The sequence below is a fragment of the Streptomyces sp. NPDC030799 genome, assembly GCF_055572255.1.
The window spans coordinates 163,029-163,829 of record NZ_JBVIDS010000021.1; the positions used below are offsets into that span (position 1 = coordinate 163,029).

Genomic DNA, 801 nt, shown 5'->3' on the forward strand with positions numbered 1-801 from the left:
GTCACCCTCACGACGATCATCCCGACGGCCGTAACCACCACGGTCGTCACGACCCCGGAAGCCACCCCGATCGTCACGCCGGTCGTCGCGCCGGTCATCGCGGCGGTCGTCACGCCGGTCGTCGCGGCGGAAGCCGCCACGGTCGCCACGGGTGTCATCACGCCGGCCGTAACCGCCACGGTCGTCGTCACGACGGTAGGACGGACGGTCCCCGCCACGGTCGTCGCGACGGAAGCCGCCACGGTCGTCACGGCGGTCGTCCCGACGCGGCCCACGGTCACGGTCGTCGCGCTGGAAGGCCGGACGCGAACCCCGGTCACCCTCACGACGATCATCCCGACGGCCGTAACCACCACGGTCGTCACGACCCCGGAAGCCACCCCGATCGTCACGCCGGTCGTCGCGCCGGTCGTCACGCCGGTCATCCCGGCGGTCGTCACGGCGGAAGCCGCCGCGGTCACCACGGTTGTCATCACGCCGGCCGTAACCGCCACGGTCGTTGTCGCGGCGGTAGCCACCACGGTCGCCCCGGTAGCCCCCACGATCAGCGCGGTCACCACTGTCCCGTCGCCGCTGGTCGCGCTCCGGTCGGTCGTCGGGAGAGTTGGTGGACATGGTGACTCCTGTCTTAGGTACCGCAAGCATTGTAAAAACAAAAGGACCCCTGGTCCCAGCTGAACGCTGGTGACCAGGGGTCCTTCCAAAGATTGTTCGGCGGCGTCCTACTCTCCCACAGGGTCCCCCCTGCAGTACCATCGGCGCTGTGAGGCTTAGCTTCCGGGTTCGGAATGTAACCGGGCG

General features: G+C 69.0%; 1 rRNA gene and 1 pseudogene. One reads left to right on the forward strand and one right to left on the reverse strand.

Features of this window, described 5'->3' with window-relative positions:
• Positions 1 to 678, forward strand: a pseudogene (locus ACZ41I_RS39755) (hypothetical protein); the annotation flags it as partial.
• 31 nt (positions 679 to 709) lie between these two features.
• Here the strand turns inward: ACZ41I_RS39755 and rrf are convergent.
• A 5S ribosomal RNA gene (rrf, locus tag ACZ41I_RS39760) occupies positions 710 to 801 on the reverse strand; the annotation flags it as partial.